This window comes from Streptomyces sp. NPDC050085, assembly GCF_044460595.1.
Lineage (GTDB): Bacteria > Actinomycetota > Actinomycetes > Streptomycetales > Streptomycetaceae > Streptomyces.
The window spans coordinates 377,476-396,351 of sequence record NZ_JBITJZ010000003.1 but is presented as its reverse complement, the minus strand read 5'-3'; the positions used below and the strand labels follow the sequence as shown (position 1 = coordinate 396,351).

At 72.8% G+C, this 18,876-nt stretch carries 14 protein-coding genes and 1 riboswitch; of the genes, 6 read left to right on the top strand and 8 right to left on the bottom strand.

Annotation, left to right across the window (positions count from 1 at the left end):
* The first annotated feature begins 26 nt into the window (after positions 1 to 26).
* On the top strand, positions 27 to 464 hold the full coding sequence (locus ACIBUY_RS14245; RefSeq protein ID WP_365565124.1) for a hypothetical protein: 438 nt from the start codon (positions 27 to 29) through the stop codon (positions 462 to 464).
* Positions 465 to 492: 28 nt separating this feature from the next.
* Here the strand turns inward: ACIBUY_RS14245 and ACIBUY_RS14240 are convergent, their stop codons facing one another.
* Both ACIBUY_RS14240 and ACIBUY_RS14235 read right to left on the bottom strand, forming a co-directional pair.
* Positions 493 to 2,319 carry a DUF6049 family protein gene (locus ACIBUY_RS14240; protein ID WP_399152701.1) on the bottom strand — a complete coding sequence of 609 codons (1,827 nt, stop codon included), beginning with the start codon at positions 2,317 to 2,319 and terminating at the stop codon, positions 493 to 495.
* A gap of 125 nt (positions 2,320 to 2,444) precedes the next feature.
* Positions 2,445 to 2,855: a VOC family protein gene (locus tag ACIBUY_RS14235; RefSeq protein WP_365565119.1), complete on the bottom strand. Its 411-nt coding sequence runs from the start codon at positions 2,853 to 2,855 to the stop codon at positions 2,445 to 2,447.
* 111 nt (positions 2,856 to 2,966) lie between these two features.
* On the opposite strand from ACIBUY_RS14235, the gene cbiE reads away from it, so the two are divergent.
* Positions 2,967 to 4,208, top strand: coding sequence for a precorrin-6y C5,15-methyltransferase (decarboxylating) subunit CbiE (gene cbiE / locus ACIBUY_RS14230; protein ID WP_399152700.1), 1,242 nt, complete (start codon positions 2,967 to 2,969; stop codon positions 4,206 to 4,208).
* Positions 4,209 to 4,467: 259 nt separating this feature from the next.
* Entirely contained in the window at positions 4,468 to 5,250 is a 783-nt protein-coding gene (gene cobM / locus ACIBUY_RS14225) for a precorrin-4 C(11)-methyltransferase (protein ID WP_399152699.1), read from the top strand.
* On the opposite strand, the gene ACIBUY_RS14220 is transcribed toward cobM, so the two are convergent.
* Positions 5,227 to 6,822, bottom strand: a complete 1,596-nt coding sequence (locus ACIBUY_RS14220; protein ID WP_399152698.1) for a PstS family phosphate ABC transporter substrate-binding protein — start codon at positions 6,820 to 6,822, stop codon at positions 5,227 to 5,229. The two genes, cobM and ACIBUY_RS14220, sit on opposite strands and share 24 nt — an antisense overlap.
* Before the next feature lie 168 nt (positions 6,823 to 6,990).
* On the opposite strand from ACIBUY_RS14220, the gene ACIBUY_RS14215 reads away from it, so the two are divergent.
* The gene (locus tag ACIBUY_RS14215) at positions 6,991 to 7,344 is read left to right on the top strand and encodes a hypothetical protein (protein WP_365565111.1); all 354 of its coding nucleotides are present in this window, start codon (positions 6,991 to 6,993) and stop codon (positions 7,342 to 7,344) included.
* On the opposite strand, the gene ACIBUY_RS14210 is transcribed toward ACIBUY_RS14215, so the two are convergent.
* Positions 7,341 to 8,456, bottom strand: coding sequence for a cobalt-precorrin-5B (C(1))-methyltransferase (locus ACIBUY_RS14210; protein WP_365565108.1), 1,116 nt, complete (start codon positions 8,454 to 8,456; stop codon positions 7,341 to 7,343). The genes ACIBUY_RS14215 and ACIBUY_RS14210 overlap by 4 nt on opposite strands.
* A gap of 11 nt (positions 8,457 to 8,467) precedes the next feature.
* On the opposite strand from ACIBUY_RS14210, the gene ACIBUY_RS14205 reads away from it, so the two are divergent.
* On the top strand, positions 8,468 to 9,211 hold the full coding sequence (locus ACIBUY_RS14205; protein ID WP_365565105.1) for a cobalt-precorrin-6A reductase: 744 nt from the start codon (positions 8,468 to 8,470) through the stop codon (positions 9,209 to 9,211).
* Here the strand turns inward: ACIBUY_RS14205 and cobJ are convergent.
* From cobJ to ACIBUY_RS14190, 3 genes are read right to left on the bottom strand one after another with little or no spacing between them, the layout of a single operon-like run.
* A complete protein-coding gene (gene cobJ / locus ACIBUY_RS14200) occupies positions 9,184 to 10,695 on the bottom strand; it encodes a precorrin-3B C(17)-methyltransferase (RefSeq protein ID WP_399152697.1) in 1,512 nt (503 codons plus the stop codon). The two genes, ACIBUY_RS14205 and cobJ, sit on opposite strands and share 28 nt — an antisense overlap.
* A complete protein-coding gene (locus ACIBUY_RS14195) occupies positions 10,692 to 11,372 on the bottom strand; it encodes a precorrin-8X methylmutase (protein ID WP_399152696.1) in 681 nt (226 codons plus the stop codon). The genes cobJ and ACIBUY_RS14195 overlap by 4 nt, the downstream gene beginning before the upstream one ends.
* The gene (locus ACIBUY_RS14190) at positions 11,365 to 12,498 is read right to left on the bottom strand and encodes a cobalamin biosynthesis protein CobG (protein ID WP_399152695.1); all 1,134 of its coding nucleotides are present in this window, start codon (positions 12,496 to 12,498) and stop codon (positions 11,365 to 11,367) included. The genes ACIBUY_RS14195 and ACIBUY_RS14190 overlap by 8 nt, the downstream gene beginning before the upstream one ends.
* Before the next feature lie 54 nt (positions 12,499 to 12,552).
* A riboswitch (cobalamin riboswitch) is annotated at positions 12,553 to 12,691 on the top strand.
* Positions 12,692 to 12,724: 33 nt separating this feature from the next.
* Between ACIBUY_RS14190 and cobN the strand changes: the two genes are divergently transcribed.
* Entirely contained in the window at positions 12,725 to 16,330 is a 3,606-nt protein-coding gene (cobN, locus tag ACIBUY_RS14185) for a cobaltochelatase subunit CobN (RefSeq protein ID WP_399152694.1), read from the top strand.
* Positions 16,331 to 16,350: 20 nt separating this feature from the next.
* Here the strand turns inward: cobN and ACIBUY_RS14180 are convergent, their stop codons facing one another.
* Positions 16,351 to 18,843 (bottom strand): polysaccharide lyase family 8 super-sandwich domain-containing protein, encoded by a 2,493-nt coding sequence (locus ACIBUY_RS14180; protein WP_399152693.1) that lies wholly within the window; start codon positions 18,841 to 18,843, stop codon positions 16,351 to 16,353.
* Positions 18,844 to 18,876: the final 33 nt, after the last annotated feature.

Sequence of the window (18,876 nt, the reverse complement as noted above, 5' to 3'; positions counted from 1 at the left end):
GCACCACACAGCAGGGGGCAAGGGACATGGGCGCGAACAAGGTCACGGTCGAGCAGGCTCAGCAGGTCGCGCGGGGCACGGACTTCAAGGGCCTGCCCACCTGGTACTTCCCGATCATGGGCTGCCTCGCCGGCGTCTTCGACATCGCCCGCGCCTACCCGGCCGTCTACTGGGTGATCCCGATCGTCCTCGCCGTGAACCTCGCGCTGACCCTGACCGTCCTGCGCACCCGGATGCGGCTGATGAAGGCCCTGTGGAAGAACAAGCGCACCCGCTTCCTCGCGATCGGCCTGGTCGGCGTCCGCTTCGCGGTGCGCGCCGTACTCGCCTCGCTCGGCTTCGCCCTCGGCACCGCGACGGGCGGCGTGTTCGTCGGCATCCTGATGGCCGCGGTCGGCACGGCGATGGCCTGGGGCGACCAGTGGCTGGTCCTGCGCACGCTGCGCCGCACGGCCACCGCCTGACACCGCCTGAGACCGACCAGCGAGTGACCTACTCCGCCGGGGGCTCCTGCCCCCGGCGTCGGCGTACCCGGTGCATCCGGAACGCCGCCGCGAGCACGATCAGCGCAACTCCCGCCCCCACCACGGCGATCGCTCCGACGGACACCGACGTGACGTCGACGTCGAACGTCATCGGCTCGCCCCACGGCTTGCCGTCGCTCGTCGTGTACAGCTGTGCGGTGAGCCGCGCCTTGCCGTTGGCCTTCGCCGTGACGCCGATGTGGGTGGTGTGGTTCGCGGAGCCCGCGGCCTCCACCGACAGCTTCGGGTCGTTGACCTTCAACCGCTCCGAGTCGCTGGAGGAGACGCGCAGTTCGAGACCGGCGACCGGCTGCTGCAGCCCGTTGTCGAGCGTCACGGGGATCGTCGAGTTGCCCGAGGTGAGGGTGACGGTCGTCTTCGGCACGAGCCGCAGCGAGTCCACGGACGTCGACAGGAAGTCGGAGGTGCGCTGCTGGAACGTCTCCTGCGCGCCGTCGTCCGCCACCCGCCAGGCCGTGGACAGGGCGCGGGCCATCGCCGCGTGCACGGACGCCGTGGTGGCCTTCGGGTCGGCGAGCACCTTGGAGAGGGTGGCGAGGCCGTCCAAGTCACCGGCTACAGCGGTGAGTTGGGCGCTGGTCAGTTCGCTGTTGCGCAGCCGTGAGGGGTACGCGGAACTGCTCTCCGCCTGTCCCTTCACCGGGTCGTCGTCCGCCGCGCGGATGCCCTCCAGGTCGAGCCAGCCGTCCTCGGCCCCGGCGTCGAGCGCGGCGCCGAGCGCCTTCGCCGCCGTGCCGGACAGGTCACGCGGCGGTACGAGGACGGGGCGGGTGTTCGCCTTGAGGAGGGTGGTGAGCTTGGTGACCGTCGCGGCGTCGGGCGCCTCGTCGTCACCGTCACCGCTCGCGGACGCGGACGGGCTGGAGGACGTAGAGGGCGCAGACGACGCAGACGACGAAGTGGGGGATGCGGTCGGGGAGTTGGATGCGGACGAGGACGCGGACGGGGACGCCTCCGGGTCCGGGTCCTTGATGCGGGCGAGCGCCGTCGTGACGTCCGCGTCGTAGGGCAGCGCCGTGATGTCGGCGTCGTCGCCGCTGCCCTGGAGCGTCACGGGGTCGTCGCCCGCCGGGCTGAGCCCCGCCCCCGAGGCGAGCATCCGCGTCACGCCCAACGCGCCCCCGAGGTGCGTGACCCGGGAGTCAAGGGCGCCGTCCGCGGGCCAGCCGAGCCCGGCCCGGGTCCCGGTGCCGAGGATGTCGTCGACCCGCTCCTTCGCCGGGTCGGCGAGCCCCGCGACGACCTCCGTCAGGTCGTCGGTGTCGGTGCCGGGCCGGTGGGCGAGCGAGGCCAGGTCGGCGTCCGCGTACGGGAGCAGCCAGACGTCATGGCCCTGCACGGCGTCCTTGAGCGCGGCCAGCCAGGACCTGGCGGCGTTCTGTCCGGTGCCCTGCGTGCTGTTCTGCGGGTTGCTGGAGTCGGGGCTGTCGGCGACGCGGTAGCCGTTCGCCATGGCCTGCGCGGCGATCACCAGGTCGGGGTCGAGGACCCAGCTGACGTCGCGGTCCTTGCCCGCGTCGACGACCTCGCGCAGGCGGCCGCCGTCCGCGAGCAGATCGGCGAGTGAGTCGTCGTCGAAGACGGCCTGCGCGGTGGAGCCGGAGCCGCGGGCCGCCGCCGTCATGTGCGGGGTCGCGACGACCGGCCAGACGACGGCCGCGCGCACGGTGTCCCCGTCGGCGGCCCGCGCCTGCGTCGACGCGCCCGGAATCGCCGACGCTCCCAGCACCACGGCGGACACGACCCAGGCCCGCGCCGCCCCGTATCCCGTCATGTCGCCTCGTACCTCCCGTTCGGTGCCACCGGCCTCAAGGCAGGGCCTGAGGCTTGAGCCAACACCGTCCGGGCGGCCGCCCCGTGGACCGCACGGCCGGGCGGCGCGTCGGGCCCGCGCCGCCGCTAGCCCTCCGTGGCCTCCAGCGCGGAGCCGATCCGCAGCAGGTTCCCGTCGAGGTCGACGAGCGCGAACTCCCGCATCTCGTACACCGTGTCGTCGGGCTCGACGAGCCGCGGCGTCGCGTACGGGTCCTCGCTCAGGCCCGTGTCCCGCCACTCCGCGTGCACCGCGTCCACGACGTGCGCACCGCCGTCGAGCCGCAGGTACAGGGCGTGCGCGGTGCTCAGGGGGTCGGTCTCGGGGGCGTGGAAGAAGTGCAGTTCGGCTTCGTCGCGTACGAGGATGAGGTAGCCGTCGTCCGGGTAGTGGCCGTCGACCGCGAAGCCGAGGTCCGCGTAGAAGGCGATCGTCGCCGCGAGGTCGCGGCTCGGCAGGATCGGGGCGAGGCGGCCGGTGAGCGGGGTGCGGGGCATCGGTGCTCCAGGGGCGTCGGAGGGGGAGCCGATGTCGCCCGATAGAGTGCGGCTCCCTTGACTACACGTAACCCTCCCGAGCATGACGCACCACGTACGAGGTACCAGGCAGTGACTCCCGAGAGCCCCGAGAGCCTTTCCCTGACCCCGGTGACCGTCGTCGGGATCGGGGCGGACGGCTGGCCGGGCCTGCCCGAGTCGGCACGGGCCGCCCTGCGCACGGCGGAGGCGCTGATCGGGGGCCCGCGCCAACTCGACCTCCTCCCCCTCGACGACTGCCCGGGCGAGCGGGTGCCGTGGCCGTCGCCGCTGCGGCCCGCCGTGCCGGGCCTGCTCGCCGCGCACGCGGGACGCCGGATCGCGGTCCTGGCGAGCGGCGACCCGATGTTCTACGGGATCGGCCGCACGCTCGTCGAGACGACCGACGTCCCGGTACGCGTACTGCCGCACCCCTCCTCCGTCTCCTACGCCTGCGCCCGCCTCGGCCTGCCCGTCGAGGACACCGAGGTCGTCACGCTGGTCGGCCGCCCGGTGGACCGGCTCGCCGCCGCGCTGCACGACGGACGCCGGGTGCTCGTCCTGTCGGCGGGCGCGGACACCCCGGCGGCGGTCGCGGCCCTGCTCACCGACCGGGGGTTCGGCCCGAGCCGGATGACGGTCCTGGAGCAGCTGGGCTCCGCGGCCGAGGCGTCGTACGCGGGCGTGGCCGAGGACTGGTCGCACGCGCCCGGCGACGCCCTGAACGTCATCGCGGTCGACTGCGCCCGGGCCGCTGACGCGCTGCGCCTGGGTGCCGTGCCGGGTCTGCCGGACGCCGCGTACGAGAACGACGGCCAGCTCACCAAGCGCCACGTCCGCGCCGCGACCCTGGCCGCGCTCGCGCCCGCCCCCGGCGAACTGCTGTGGGACGTGGGCGGCGGCTCGGGCTCGATCGGCGTGGAGTGGCTGCGCACGCACCCCTCCTGCCGGGCGTACGCGGTGGAACGGGACCCGGAGCGAGCCCTGCGCATCGTGCGGAACGCTGCGCGGCTCGGGGTGCCGCAGCTGGAGGTCGTGACGGGCCCCGCGCCCGACGCCCTCGCCCAACTCCCCGCTCCGGACGCGGTGTTCATCGGCGGCGGGCTCACGGCGCCCGGCCTCCTCGAAACGTGCTGGGACGCGCTCCCGCCCGGCGGCCGCCTCGTCGCGAACACGGTCACCCTCGAATCGGAGGCGCTGCTCGCCGACTGGTACCGGTGCCACGGCGGCGACCTGGTGAAACTGTCCGTCGCGCACGCGGTGCCGGTCGGGGGTTTCACGGGGTGGCGGCAGGCGATGCCGGTCACTCAGTGGTCCGGGGTGAAGGTCCAGTGAGCGTCTGCCGGGTTGCTGTCTCGTCGTCGGCTGACGGCCGGTGGTCCTGCTTCGCGCAGTTCCCCGCGCCCCTGAAATGCAGGCGCTGCGCGCCGCATTTCCCCGATGAAGGCAAGCGGCGAAGCCGCAAGCCTTCAGGGGCGCGGGGAACTGCGCGAGAAGCCCCACCGGCTCGCAGTCGGCAACCGGACGGTCGAAGCTACGGCGGCAGGCTGCAGCGGACAGTAACCACGAACTTCACGGCAGGAGTTGCTCGGGCATGACCGTGTACTTCATCGGGGCGGGCCCTGGCGCCGCCGATCTGATCACCCTGCGGGGCGCGCGCACCCTCGCCGCCTGCCAGGTGTGCCTGTACGCAGGCTCACTCGTACCCCGAGAACTGCTCGAGGAATGCCCGCCGGGCGCCCGCCTCGTGGACACGGCGAACCTCGATCTCGACGCCATTGAACGGGAGTTCGCGGCGGCGCACGACGCGGGACTCGACGTGGCGCGGCTGCACTCGGGGGACCCGTCCGTGTTCAGCGCGGTCGCGGAGCAGATGCGGCGGCTCGACGCGCGCGGCATCCCGTACGAGGTCGTGCCCGGCGTCCCCGCGTTCGCCGCCGCCGCGGCCGCGTTGAAGCGGGAGCTGACCGTCCCGACGGTCGGCCAGACGGTGATCCTGACCCGGATCGCCCAGCAGGCCACGCCGATGCCGCCCGGCGAGGACCTGGCCACGCTGGGCGCGAGCGGCGCGCTGCTCGTGCTGCACCTGGGCGCCAGGTACGTGGACCGCATCGTCTCCGAACTGCTGCCGCACTACGGCGCCAACTGCCCGGCCGCGGTCGTCGCGTACGCGAGCCGCCCCGACGAACTGGTGCTGCGCGGCACGCTCGGCGACATCGCGGACCAGGTGAAGGGGGCCGGGGTGCTGCGCACGGCGGTGATCCTGGTGGGCCGCACGCTGGGGGCGTCCCAGTTCAGGGACAGCCACCTGTACTCGACGGAGCGGGAGCGAACGGACTGTGCAACGGGCGCTTCAGGGAGCGCACTTGAGCGCTGAGTCGAAGTCGATGCACGGCTTGAAGTGGTTCTGGCGCAGCACGCCCGCGCCGAGCCCCTTCGTCAGGTAGAGCAGGAATCCGGCGGCGGGGGAGTCGGCGGGCGGTTCGCCGTAGGAGTAGGCGTTCTCGGTCTGCCAGTACGGATAGCCGTTCTGGGCGGCGCCGTCGGCCTCGGCCGCGATGCCGCCGATGCGTACGCGGACGACGCCCGGGGTGGCGAGCGCCGCGCTGAGTTCGGCGTGGCCGAGGGCGCCGGGCGTACGGGACACGGAGTCGAGGAGCGCGCGGGTGTCCTTGACCTCGCAGCGCCCGGCCCGGTTCGCGGCCAGGGCGGCGCAGTCGCTGGTGGTGACGCCCGGCAGCTCCTTTTGGCCGAGGACCTTGTCGACGAGGACGGTGCGGGTGCCGGAGTCGGAGTTGCGGCTGACGAGGTGGACGGGCAGGTCGGCGCCGTTGACCTGCTTCCAGTTGGTGATGCGGCCCGCGTACAGGTCGCGTATCTGCTGGACGCTGAGGTTCTGCACGCGGGCGTCCTTGCTCGCGACGAGCGTGAACATCGACAGGGCCACCGGCCCGGGCAGCAGCTCGGGGTACTGGTTCTGCTCAAGTGGCGTGTCGGAGAAGGCGAGTTGGTCGCTCAGTCCCTCTCCGTCGGCGAGCTTCGCGCCCTTTCCGGCGGCGTCGAGCTTGCTGAGTCCGGTGCCGCTGCCCACGAAGTTCGCGGCGGGCGCCTCGACGCGGACCTGGCCGAGGCAGCGCCTCTCGTACGCGGTGGCGGCCTTGGCCACGGCGTCCTGGAACGCGGTGGATCCGGACAGGCGCAGCACGCCCTTCTCGGCACAGTCCAGCGGCGGCGTCACCACGGTCTTCGTGTCGTCGCGGGTGAACGTGAGCACGGACTGCGTGGCGGCCACCATGACCAGCAGGGTGACGAGGGCGGCGACGCCCGGTGACGCGTACGTGTGGCTGTCGGTCCAGCGGATCCGGCGCCGGCCACCGTTCTTGATCGCGGCGGTGACCTTGACCAGCGGATCGTGCCGGCGCCGCCGCTGGCGCCGCTCGTACCATTCGCTGCGCTCCAGTCGGCCGCGCAGGCCGGTGCGGTGCGGCGGCCCCGGCGGCGCGGGCGGAACGGTGCCCGGTACGCGTTCCAGGGTGACCAGGACCTTGTAGTACCAGCCGCGGTTGAGCTGCACCTTGGGCAGGTTGATGGCATCGCGTTCGAGGGTCGGGCCGAACGCCGACAGGTCCTCGAAGAAGCCCCACTGTGCCTCGTCGCTGCACTCGGTGACCGACACGTCGACGACCCGGCGGTCGGGGAACGCGATGTGGATGCCGACGGGGGAGCCGTCCCGGCCGATGTAGTCGTCGGAGTCGATGGCCGTCCAGCCGCTGTTCTGGAACCGCAGCAGCACGAACGACCGGTTCGACGTGCCCTGCGCCCCGTCGGCGGTGGTCTCCATCTGGACCCGGTAGCCGAGCCGTTTGCGCCCGGCGAGCATGAACTCCCACACGGCAGCGACGACGGGCACGGCGAGGCCGAACACGGCGACCATCGTCTCCAGTTGCATGGCCTTCGACTCCCTTGACAACAGCGGCAGTTGAGGGATGGGGGAGACGAATGTACGTGCGGGTGGCATGGGTCACAGGGGTGCGGGCCGAAGCTTCAGCCGCTGTTCGCCCACGCTTCACCGGGGGCCGTGAGGCAACCATCGGGCGGCGCCGACGGTCATGCAGCCATGATCCTCTCGTCCGAAGACGCCGGCGTATGGCTCGTGCCCGTGGTGTTCGTGCTGGGCCTGGCCGTCGTCTCGCCGATCGCGTGCGTGGTGCTCCTCGCGCGGCTCGTCCTGCGGATCGCGCGGGCGGCGGCCGTGGGTCATCCCTGGTCGGCGTTCACGCCCGGCACCTGGCTGCTCGCCGCGGGTGCGGGCGCGTTCGGCGCCACGTGCCGGTTCTCTGTGCTCCTGTACGACCGTTCGTCGTCCTGGGCCGACTCCGTGAGCTTCGTCTGTGCCTGTTTCGCCCTGGCCGCGCTGAGCATGGCGGCGCTCACCGCCATGCTGAACGATCGCCTGCAGGACCGGAGTTAGCGCACCGAACTGCGCCCCACCACGTTCCCCGCCCGGTCGATGCAGATGACGTCCACCGCGACCGGGGCCCCGCGCAGCACGAGCAGCGCCTGGTCGCGGGCCTCGGCGGCGACCAGGTCGCCGAGCGGGACCCCGGCCGCCGCGCACAACTGGAGTGCGGCGAGGCCGGTGTTGGCCTCCGCGACGGCCGACTTCAGGTCGGGGGAGGCGCCGCCGCGCCCGGCCAGCTCGGCGAGGAAGCCCTTGTCGACCTGGGAGCGGGCGGAGTGCAGGTCCAGGTGGCCCGCCGCCAGTTTGGAGAGCTTGGCGAAGCCGCCGCAGATCGTGAGCCGGTCGACCGGGTGCCGGCGGACGTACTTGAGGACGGCCCCCGCGAAGTCCCCCATGTCGAGCAACGCGTCCTCGGGCAGGCCGTGTTCGCGTACGACCGTCTTCTCGGAGGTCGACCCCGTGCACCCCGCGACGTGCGTCCGCCCGGCGGCCCGCGCCACGTCGACGCCACGCCGGATCGAGTCGATCCAGGCCGAGCACGAGTACGGCACGACGATCCCGGTGGTGCCGAGGATGGAGAGGCCGCCGAGGATGCCGAGCCGGGGGTTCCACGTGGAGCGGGCGATCTCCTCGCCGTGGTCGACGGAGACGGTCACCTCGACGTCGCCGCTGCCTCCGTGGGCGGCCGCGACCTGCGCCACGTGGTCGCGGATCATCTGCCGGGGCACGGGGTTGATCGCGGGTTCGCCGACGTCGAGGGGCAGCCCCGGCCGGGTGACGGTGCCGACCCCGGGACCGGCACGGAACACGACGCCGGACCCCGCGGGCAGCACCCGCACGGTCGCGCGCACGAGGGCGCCGTGGGTCACGTCGGGATCGTCCCCGGCGTCCTTCACGATCCCGGCCGTGGCCGACGACTGCGTCAGCTCCTCGGCGGCGAGCGCGAAGGCCGGCGTCTGCCCCTTCGGCAGCGTGATGGTGACGGGGTCGGGGAAGTCGCCGGTCAGCAGCGCGGTGTACGCGGCGGTCGTCGCCGCCGTCGCGCAGGCACCGGTCGTCCAGCCGGGCCGCAGACCGGTGTGCTTGAGTTGGGCCCCGCGCCCGCCCACTGGCTCAGTCATGGAGTTCCCCGATGCACGTCCTCATCCTCGGCGGAACGACCGAGGCCCGGCGCCTCGCCGCGACCCTGCACACCCGCGTGCGCGTCACCAGCTCGCTCGCGGGCCGGGTGGCGGCGCCGCGGCTGCCGCCCGGCGAGGTGCGGATCGGCGGGTTCGGCGGGGCCGACGGCATGGCGGACTGGATCCGCGAGCACTCCGTCTCCGCGCTCATCGACGCCACCCATCCCTTCGCCGAGACGATCAGTTTCAACGCGGCCGCCGCGGCCGCCACCGCCCATGTTCCCCTGCTGGCGCTGCGCCGGCCCGGCTGGGTCCCGGGCGCCGGCGACGACTGGCGGGAGGTGGGTTCCCTGGCCCAGGCCGCGCAGGCGGTGCGGGGCCTGGGCGAGCGGGTCTTCCTGACGACGGGCCGGATGGGCCTGGCGGCCTTCGCCCACGTCGCCGACGCACACTTCCTCGTACGCTCCGTGGACGCACCGGAGCCCCCGTTCCCGCCGCGCATGGAGGTGCTCCTCGACCGGGGCCCGTTCACGCTGGAGGGCGAGCGCGAGGTCCTGGCCCGCCACCGCATCGACGTCCTGGTGACGAAGGACAGCGGGGGCGCCGCCACGGCCCCCAAGCTGACGGCCGCGCGGGAGGCGGGCATCCCGGTGGTCGTGGTGCGCAGGCCGCCGGTGCCGGGGGGCGTGGTGGTGGCGGGGTCGGTGGAGGCCGCGGCCGCCTGGGTTCAGGAGCTCGCCGGGGCCTCCGGGTAACGGCGCGGCGTCCACGCCACCGTCCCCCCGTCGCCGCGCACGACCGCCTGCGTCTGCGACGAGCCCACGATCAGCAGCGTGCGCATGTCGACGACCTCCGGGTCGAGGTCGGCCAGGTGCACCACGCGGACGGACTCCTGCGGGCCGCCCACGTCGCGGGCGAGGACCACCGGGGTGTCCGGCGCCCGGTGTTCGAGGAACAGTTCGCGCGCCTTCGCCACCTGCCACGTACGGCTGCGCGAACCGGGGTTGTAGAGCGCGACGACCAGGTCCGCCGCGGCCGCCGCGTGCAGCCGCTCCGCGATGACCTCCCAGGGCTTGAGCCGGTCGGACAGGGAGATCGTGGCGTAGTCGTGGCCGAGGGGCGCCCCGGCCTTCGCCGCCGCCGCGTTCGCCGCGGTCACGCCGGGCAGCACCCGCACGGGTATCGCCGAGTACCGCTCCTCGCAGGCCACTTCGAGCACCGCGGTGGCCATGGCGAAGACGCCGGGGTCGCCGCCGGACACCACCGCGACCCGCCGCCCGCGCCGCGCCAGGTCGAGCGCGAACTCGGCACGCTCCGACTCCACCTTGTTGTCCGAGCCGTGGCGCCGCTGACCCGGCCGCTCGGGGACCCGGTCGAGATAGGTGGTGTAGCCGACGAGGTCGTCGGCGTTCGCGAGGGCGCCGCGCGACTCGGGGGTCAGCCAGGGGGCCCCGGCGGGCCCGGTGCCGACGACCACGACCTCACCGTGGCGGGGGTCTGCCGCCGGTTCGTCGTCGATCCGCGAGGGCAGCACCGCCACCGAGAAGTACGGCACCGACGCGGGGTCGATGTCGGCGATCCGCCCGGTGCGCTCCCCGTCCATGAAGGCCCGCTCGACGTACCGCGCGTCGTCGAGCCGTCCCGAACTCTCCAGCGCCGCACGGACCTTGGGGAACGTCCGCCCCATCTTCATCACCACGGCCGAGTCCGCGGCGGCGATCCGCGCCGTCAGCTCGTCCTCGGGGAGCGTCCCCGGGATGATCGTCAGCGTCTCCTTGTCCTCGCACAGCGGCTCGCCGAGCCGGGCGGCGGCCGCGCTGACGGACGTGACACCCGGGATGACGACGGTCTCGTACCGGTCGGCGAGACGCTTGTGCATGTGCTGGTACGAGCCGTAGAACAGCGGGTCGCCCTCCGCGAGGACGGCCACCGTGCGGCCCGCGTCGAGGTGCGCGGCGAGGGTGGCGGCGGCCTCGGCGTAGAAGTCGTCGAGGGCGCCGCGGTAGCCGCCGGGGTGGTCCGTGGTCTCGACGGTGAGCGGATACATCAGCCGCTCCTCGATCTGGTCCGCACGGATGTGCTCCGCCGCTATGGAGCGGGCGATGGACCGCCCGTGCCGTGCGCAGTGGTACGCGATCACGTCGGCGGACGCGATGGCCTTCACCGCGGCGACGGTCATCAACTCCGGGTCACCGGGCCCGAGTCCGACCCCGTACAGCTTTCCGGTGGTGCCGGTCATGCCCGTCCCGCCTTGTCTTCCTTCTTGTCTTCCCTGTCTTCCATGATCTCGGCCTCGGTCGCGAGCGCGTTGAGCGCGGCCGCCGTGATGGCGCTGCCGCCGCGCCGTCCGCGTACGACGAGGTACTCGAGGCCGAGCGAGTTCGCGGCGAGCGCGTCCTTCGACTCGGCGGCGCCCACGAACCCGACGGGGATGCCGAGCACGGCGGCCGGCCGCGGCGCACCGTTCGCGATCATCTCGAGGAGGTGGAAGAGGGCGGTGGGGGCGTTGCCGATGGCGACGACGGCCCCGTCGAGCCGGTCGCGCCACAGCTCCAGGGCGGCAGCACTCCGCGTCGTCCCCAACTCGGCGGCCAGCGCGGCCACTTGAGGGTCCCGGAGCGTGCACAGTACGTCGTTGTCGGCGGGCAGCCGCTTGCGCGTCACGCCGCTCGCGACCATGTGCGCGTCGCAGAGGATGGGCGCCCCGGCGCGCAGTGCGGCACGGGCCTTGGCGACCACCTGGGCCGAGTGGCCGATGTCCTGTACGAGATCCACCTGACCGCAGGCGTGGATCATGCGGACCGCGACCTGGGCGACGTCGGCGGGCAGGCCCGCGAGCCCGTCCGCCGCCTCGGCGCGGATGGTGGCAAAGGACTCGCGGTAGATCGCCGCGCCGTCCTTCTCGTAGTCATACACGGGGTTCGGCTCTTTCGGTGGGGTCGGTGATGTCGTACGTGCCATGAGGGCGGGCCACGATGTCGATGTAAGGACCGGTCGGGTGACCGCAGCGCCGCTCGCAGCCGGACCAGTAGGTGGGCAGGGCCGGATGGGCCTCGCCGATCCGCGCGGTGGCGTCGGCCCGTACGTCGGCATGGGACTTGGCGCATCCGGGCCGCCCGATGCAGGCGCCGACGCGGGTCCAGGGGGAGTCGGTGTCGTACGCCGTGACGCCGGGCACGACGACGCGGCGCCAGGGGGTCAACCGGAGCTCTTGGAGGGGGTGTTGGGCGGCCAGTTCGATGAGGTCGCGCCAGTGGGTGGGAGTGAGGGTGCCGAAGGGGGGCGCGAAGCCACATTCAGCCCCGCCGGCGATTGAGGCGCGGGGTCCGGGGCGGAGCCCCGTGGCCTGCACGCCGACCTGCTCCAGCCGCTCACCCACCAGCCGCCCCAACTCGCCCTCCGGCAACCCGAGTTCGGCCACCCGCCATACGCGACGTCCAGTAATGCTCCGAGCCGCCTCGACAAAAACCTCAGCCGCGACAACCGCAGCCCGGGCCCCGTCCTCGTACGCCACAGAGAACTCGGCCCCGTCGACACAGAGCACGCCCCGGCCCCCCGGAACCCCCCGCACCAACACATCCGGCCGCAGAGAAGCCACATCCCCCCGCCCGTCATCCAGGGCAAAGAGGAACCGCCCCGACAACCCCGGGGTCACGGCACTCGCACACAGCCCCGCATCAAGCCCGTTCAACCAGGACCGCACGTCCACGAACCCGCCCCCGTCGAGCCCCGACATGGGCGAGGCCACGACATTGCGCACCCGCTCGTGCGCGGCGGAGGGCAACAGCCCGGCGGCCGAGAGCGCGGCGGCCAACTCGGCGTCACACCCGCCCCGCAACCCCCGAAGCTGCACGTTCCCCCGGGACGTGAGGTGCAGCAGCCCGTCCCCGAGCCGCCCCGCGACCTCCCCGAGGGCCCGCGCCGCGGCCACGCCCAGCACCCCGCCGGGTATCCGCACCCGCGCCAGGAACCCGTCGTCCGCGGCGTGCAGCCGCAGCGCGCCCGGGCAGGCGTCGCCGGGGGACATGGGGGAATCGGACATGCCGGGGAGCATACCCATCGCTCTGTGACGGGCATCCCGTACCGGGCGCGGGCCCCGACCCGTACGATGAGCGGTGCCATCGACGGCGACAGGGGAGGAAGCCCGGTGCGAATCCGGCGCGGTCCCGCCACTGTGAGCCCTCTCATAGCCAGAGGGTGAGCCAGGAACTCCCGCCGTCACATGAACCACCCGGGGCGCGGACACCCCGAGGAAGGCCAGCCGACGCATGCTCCTGCTCCTGTCGACCTCCGACACGGACCTGCTCAGCGCCCGCGCGGCGAACACCGCCGCCGACGCCCCGGTCACGTACCGCTTCGCGAACCCTTCCCGGCTGCCGCTGGACGACCTCGACGCGCTGCTCGACGGCGTCGACCTCGTCGTCGTCCGTCTCCTCGGCGGCGTCCGCGCCTGGCAGGACGGCATCGACCGGCTGACCGCGGCCGCGATCCCGATGGTCGTGCTCAGCGGTGAACAGGCCCCGGACGCCCAGCTGATGGCGGCCTCCACGGTCCCGGTCGGGATCGCGGCGGAGGCCCACAAGTACCTGGCGCACGGCGGCCCGCAGAACCTGGCGCACCTCGCCCGCTTCCTGTCGGACACGGTCCTGCTCACCGGCCACGGCTTCGAACCGCCCGCGGCGGCGCCGACCTGGGGCGCGCTCGACCGTCCGGAGGCGTCCGGGCAGGGCCCGACCATCGCGGTGCTCTATTACCGCGCCCACCACATGAGCGGCAACACGGCGTTCGTGCACGCCCTGTGCGACGAGATCGAGCGCGCGGGCGGCCGCCCCCTCCCGCTGTACGTGGCCTCTCTGCGCGCCCCCGAGGCCGAGTTGATCGACGCGCTGCGCGCCGCCGACGCCATCGTCACGACGGTGCTCGCGGCGGGTGGCACACGGCCGGCGGAGGCTTCGGCGGGCGGCGACGACGAGTCGTGGGACGCGGGCGCGCTCACCCGGCTCGACGTCCCGATCCTCCAGGCCCTGTGCCTGACGTCCTCCCGCGCGGACTGGGAGGAGAACGACGAGGGCGTCTCCCCGCTGGACGCGGCGAGCCAGATCGCGGTGCCGGAGTTCGACGGCCGCCTCATCACGGTCCCGTTCTCCTTCAAGGAGATCGACGAGGACGGGCTGCCCGCGTACGTCGCCGACGCCGAGCGCGCGTCCCGCGTGGCCGGGATCGCCGTACGCCACGCACGCCTGCGCCACATCCCGGCGGCGGACAAGAAGCTGGCGCTCGTCCTGTCCGCGTACCCCACCAAGCACTCCCGCATCGGCAACGCGGTCGGCCTGGACACCCCGGCCTCCGCGGTGGCGCTGCTGCGCCGACTGCTGGACGAGGGCTACGACTTCGGGGACCGGGCCGACATCCCGGGCCTGGTCTCGGGCGACGGCGACGAGTTGATCCGGGCGCTCATCGACGCGGGCGGCCACGACCAGGACTGGCTCACGGAAGAGCAGCTGGCCGCCAACCCGGTCCGCATCCCGGCCGCCGACTACAAGCGCTGGTACGCGACGCTGCCCCAGGAACTCCGTACGAACGTCGAGCAGCACTGGGGCCCGCCGCCCGGCGAGATGTTCCTCGACCGCTCCCGCAACCCCGAGGGCGACATCGTGCTCGCGGCCCTGCGCCGCGGCAACCTCCTCATCCTCATCCAGCCGCCGCGCGGCTTCGGCGAGAACCCGATCGCGATCTACCACGACCCCGATCTGCCGCCGTCCCACCACTACTTGGCCGCGTACCGCTGGATCGCGGCGCCCGCTGCCGACAACGGGTTCGGCGCCGACGCGATGATCCACCTCGGCAAGCACGGCAACCTGGAGTGGCTGCCCGGCAAGAACGCGGGCCTGTCCGCCGCCTGCGGCCCCGACGCAGCGCTCGGCGACGTCCCGCTGATCTACCCGTTCCTGGTCAACGACCCGGGCGAGGGCACCCAGGCCAAGCGCCGCGTCCACGCCACGCTCATCGACCACCTGGTCCCGCCGATGGCCCGCGCCGACAGCTACGGCGACATCGCCCGCCTGGAACAACTCCTGGACGAGCACGCGCAGATCGCGTCGATGGACCCGGCGAAGCTCCCGGCGATCCGGGCCCAGATCTGGACCCTCATCCAGGCCGCGAAGCTCGACCACGACCTGGGGGTCGAGGACCGCCCCGAGGACGAGGGCTTCGACGACTTCATCATGCATCTCGACGGCTGGCTCTGCGAGATCAAGGACGTCCAGATCCGCGACGGCCTCCACGTCCTGGGCAACCCCCCGGCAGGCCCCGACCGGGTCAACCTGGTCCTCGCGATCCTCCGGGCCCGCCAGATCTGGGGCGGCACGACCGCCCTGCCGGGCCTGCGCGAGGCCCTGGGCCTGGACGAGTCGAAGGCGACCCGCACGGACGCGGACGCGGTCGAGGAACAGGCCCGCGCCCTGGTCGAGGCCATGGAGGCCGCGGACTGGAACCCGGAGTCCGTCCCCACCGACGTATCGGACCAGGTCCGCGCCATCCTCGACTTCGCCGCACGAGAGGTCGTCCCCCGGCTCAGCCGCACCACCGACGAACTCGACCACGCCGTAAGGGCATTGGAAGGCCGCTTCATCCCGGCAGGCCCCAGCGGCTCCCCCCTGCGCGGCCTCGTCAACGTCCTGCCGACCGGCCGCAACTTCTACTCCGTCGACCCGAAGGCCGTCCCGTCCCGCCTCGCCTGGGAGACGGGCCAGGCCCTGGCCGACTCCCTCATCGAGCGCTACCGCCAGGACAACGACAACGCGTACCCCACCTCCGTGGGACTGTCCCTGTGGGGCACGAGTGCCATGCGCACAGCGGGAGACGACGTCGCCGAAGCCCTCGCCCTGCTCGGCATCCGCCCGGTCTGGGACGACGCCTCGCGCCGCGTGACGGGCCTCGAGCCCATCCCGTACGAGGAGTTGAACCGCCCCCGCATCGACGTCACGCTCCGCATCTCCGGCTTCTTCCGCGACGCGTTCCCGCACACGATCGGCATCCTCGACGACGCGGTCCGCCTGGCCGCGTCCCTGGACGAGCCGGCCGAGCGCAATCACGTACGGGCGCACGTCCAGGCGGATGTCGCGGAACACGGCGACGAGCGCCGGGCCACCACCCGCATCTTCGGCTCGCGCCCCGGCACGTACGGCGCGGGCCTGCTCCAGCTGATCGACTCCAAGGACTGGCGCACGGACGCGGACCTCGCCGAGGTCTACACGGTGTGGGGCGGCTACGCGTACGGCCGCGGCCTGGACGGACGCTCGGCCCGCACCGACATGGAGACGGCGTACAAGCGCATCGCGGTGGCCGCCAAGAACACCGACACCCGCGAGCACGACATCGCCGACTCCGACGACTACTTCCAGTACCACGGCGGCATGGTGGCGACGGTCCGTGCGCTGCGCGGCACGGCCCCCGCCGCGTACATCGGCGACTCGACGCGTCCCGAGACGGTCCGCACCCGCACGCTCGTAGAGGAGACGTCCCGCGTCTTCCGCGCCCGCGTCGTCAACCCCAAGTGGATCGAGGCGATGCGCCGCCACGGCTACAAGGGCGCCTTCGAACTCGCGGCGACGGTCGACTACCTCTTCGGCTACGACGCGACGACCGGCGTGATCGCCGACTGGATGTACGACAAGCTCACGCAGACGTACGTACTCGACGAGACGAACCGCCAGTTCCTCTCCGAGGCCAACCCGTGGGCGCTGCACGGCATCGCGGAGCGTCTCCTGGAGGCCGAGTCCCGCGGCATGTGGGAGAAGCCGGACCCGCAGACCCTTGAGGCCCTCCGCCAGGTGTACCTGGAGACGGAGGGCGACCTGGAGGCCGACGAGTAGGGACGAGCGCGGACCGGGGTTCAGCGAAGGGTCACGGAGAAGCTCCGCCCGTACGCCTGCCGCGTGTCCACGTCGAGCCGGGTGCCGCCGCGCACCCGGCTCACCCGCACCGCCGCGTCCCCGGAGACCTTCCGAAGGCCGGGCCCCCGCAGCACGACGGTCACCGTGTCCCGGCCCGTCGTCGGGTCGCAGACGGCGACCGTGACGTCCCGCTCGCGCCGGACCAGGACGGACGCGGGCCCCTCGACGGACAGCCCCGCCAGGTGGTGCGTACCGCCGGTGAAGGTGTTGGCGGCGGTGAGGCCGAGCCGTTCGTCGCGCACGGCCTGCAGGAGCGGGCTGTTGTGCAGGACGCGTGCACCGCGGTGGCCCCGCACGGCCGCCTCGGAGGCGGCGTTGGGCAGCAACGCATAGGCAAAATGGGCGAGTTGGGAGTCTGCTTCCTGCTCGACCGCGAGCGAGAACACCTGCTTGGTCACGGCCGTGTCCGGGTTCGACGTGCGCACCACGCGCCGGCTCCGCGTCACCGTCTCGAGGCGCGTACGCGGCCGGGGGCAGCCGTCGAGCAGGACGTAGCCCACGGCCGTGCCCCGCGTCTCGTTGGCCCACCGCACCCAGCCGGTCCCCTCGCCCACCGTCACCCGGTCACCGGCCGCGGCGATCCGCGCGTCGAGCGTCGTCGTGACCGCCCGGCCGCCGCCCGGCGCGTCCCCGACCCCGGCGGCGAGCACGACGATCTCGTCGTCGAGCAGGAACCAGGACCTGGTGGCCCGCGCGCTGCGGTACACGACGAAGTCGTCCGGCAGGACGCCCGCCTGCTTGTCCCGCCAGGGCACGTCGTCGGAGAGGACCCAGCCCACTGCGCCGTACGCGCCGAGGGTCGCTCCGCCCGAGTACGTCTGGGTGGCGGTCGGGAAGTAGACGTAGGTGTTCTGGGACTCGCTGGACGCCGTGAAGTTCAGGGGGTGCGACGGGTTGTCGTAGAAGAGCTTGCCGCCGTACAACTCCGGTACGGTCCCCCGGTGTTCGACGGGTGCGGTCACTCCGGCCAGTCCGTACGGCGACACGGTGGTGAAGTAGTCGACCCCGTACGACTCGCGCTGGTCCTGCCCCGACAGGTACAGGTAGTGCGCGCCGTCGCCCTGGAACCAGGGCATCAGGTTCTCCCCGCTCATGTACTCGTACTTGCTGATCCGCGCCGAGCTGCGGGCCAGCGTGAACGCGTAGCCGGGCCGCCGGTGCACGGTGCGGTCCATGGAGTTGAAGGCGACCGAGCGGGCAGGGGGGTTCAGATCGGCGGCGGGGACGGACGCGTCCGCGAGGACGTCCGCGTAGCGCACCACGCTCAGCGGTGACACGAAGGCCGTCGGGTCGAGCGCGGACCGCGAGGTGGCCCGGATGTGCTTCACGTAGCTCTTCAGCGCGGTCGCCGCGTCGCCGGTCGACAGCGAGGCGAGGTCGACGACCGCTTCGACGACCGTGGCGACGTCGTCGTACCCGGTGCCGGTGCGCGACACCGAGCGTCCCTTCACCGCCTCCATCATCCAGCCCTCGAAGATGAGCGGCGCGAACCCGTCGCGCACCCACCCCTGCACGGTCGGCACCAGCTCGCCGCCGTGCGCGAACCCGGTCCCGTCGAGGATCTTCAGCGTCTGCACGACGCGACTGAGCAGCCCCTTGCCGTACGCGCCCGTGTACGCGACGGAGGCGTGCTGGATGAAGGAGCCGTCGGCGTAATACCCGTCCGTCACACCGTGGTCGAGGTGGTACGGGTCGATCGTCGCGAAGACGGTGAGCTGGTCGGTGAGGGCTTTGCGGATCCGCGTCTCGTCAGCGGTCAGGGCGCCCTGGAGGACGCGGTTGGTGGTGATGTCGGCGAGGTTGGCGCCGGTGTGGAAGCGGGAGTCGAGGTCGACGTCGCCGTCCTTGCCGTTGCGCAGGTACGCGTCCATGGAGGCGATGTACGTACGTATCAGCTCGGCGTCGGCCCGCTCCGCGAGCAGCACCAGCGTCTTGCTGATGTGCTGCGAGATGCCGATCTCCCAGAAGAACCAGTTGCCGTAGTACCCGGCGGACTGGTCGCCGTAGTAGTGCGCGTGCAGCCACCGCAGCCCGTCGAGCACACGGTCCTGGACGGCCGAACTCCCGTACAGGTCACCGGAGATGCCGACGGTCCGCGTCGCGAGGGCGATTTCGTACAGCCGCTGGAAGCTGGTGTTCAGATTCGGGTCACTGGTTCCCAGCGGCACCCCGGCGAACAACTCACTGCCGCCCGACGCCGCGTCCAGCGAGGCGAGGTTCGTCCGCGCGGTCCGCTCGATGGCGGCGCGCTTGGCGGCGGTCTCCGTACGGGAGTTGGCCTCGGCGTTCCCGGCGAAGATCTCGACGGTGTTCGCGAGCAGCCGCGCCACCCCGTCCGCCACGTCGGCGGCGCTCGCCCACTGAACGGGCACCGCGGCCAGCACCCCGCTCGCGGTGAGCGCGCCCAGCAGTCGTCTTCGGGTCAACTCCATCGGCAACCTCCCCTGTCCCCACGGCAACCAACC